This is a genomic window from Pseudomonas sp. K5002, assembly GCF_013386655.1.
GTDB lineage: Bacteria > Pseudomonadota > Gammaproteobacteria > Pseudomonadales > Pseudomonadaceae > Aquipseudomonas.
The window spans coordinates 1-767 of record NZ_JACARK010001392.1 but is presented as its reverse complement, the minus strand read 5'-3'; the positions used below and the strand labels follow the sequence as shown (position 1 = coordinate 767).

The 767-nt window shown below is 61.0% G+C and carries 2 protein-coding genes; both read right to left on the bottom strand.

Annotated elements, in window-relative coordinates; translation table 11 throughout:
- Positions 1-41 precede the first annotated feature (41 nt).
- On the bottom strand, positions 42-494 hold the full coding sequence (locus HX846_RS36650; protein ID WP_177028595.1) for a winged helix-turn-helix domain-containing protein: 453 nt from the start codon (positions 492-494) through the stop codon (positions 42-44).
- 72 nt (positions 495-566) lie between these two features.
- On the bottom strand, positions 567-767 hold a 201-nt coding region (locus tag HX846_RS36645), incomplete at its 5' end, for a hypothetical protein (protein WP_178967394.1).

Below are 767 nucleotides of genomic sequence, written 5' to 3'. Positions count from 1 at the left end.
TCACCCAAATAATGGATATGCCCCCGATCCAAATCCCCCCCTCAACTGTTAAGCCTCTCCTGCCGCACGCCGCGCATCGGCCTCACCTCATCCCCCAAACAACGCCGACAACTATAAACCCCCAACACCACCGGCTTTTTCTGCGCCCCACGCTCCACCCAGGTCGGCGCAACAAACCGATACCCCTGGCCCGTCGCCGTCGCGATATACACCGAATCATCATCCCCCAACGCCCGGCGGATCGCCTTGATCTGCGCCCGCAGGTTGCACTCTTCCACCACCAACCGTGGCCAGGCGATGTCCAGCAATTGGGTCTTCTCCAACAGCTCACCAGGCCGCGAAGCGAGGGCAATCAGCAACGTCAGGGCCCGACTGCCCAGGCTCACCGGCTCACCGTTTTTCAGCAGCAGATGACGTCGGGGCAGCAGTTGATAAGGGCCAAAGTGGATTTCAATAGCGCTGTCTTCAAGGTGGCCGCGGTGTGAATACGTCATGTGATTAACCTTTGTGCATGTTCAAAAACACAACCCCGCGCGGCTCCCTTCGCGCAAGGCTGCAAGGGAAGGTCAGGTGTTGATCGCCGGGATCGGGTCTTCAGGATAATCACCCGGCTCCGTAGGCCCGCCAGTCAAACCGTATTGCTTGAGCACCGGCGCAAGCTGGCCATAGAACGCGTCCTGCGCCTTGCCATGGGCATCAGCCAGGGCGAAGGGCAGGAACGCGCTGCCGATCCCGCCAAGGATCGCCGTTGCCCCGCCGAGGATCCC

Bases quoted from the DNA above. Each gene is read 5' to 3' on its own strand.
- HX846_RS36650 (WP_177028595.1), bottom strand. From the start codon at position 494: ATGACGTATTCACACCGCGGCCACCTTGAAGACAGCGCTATTGAAATC.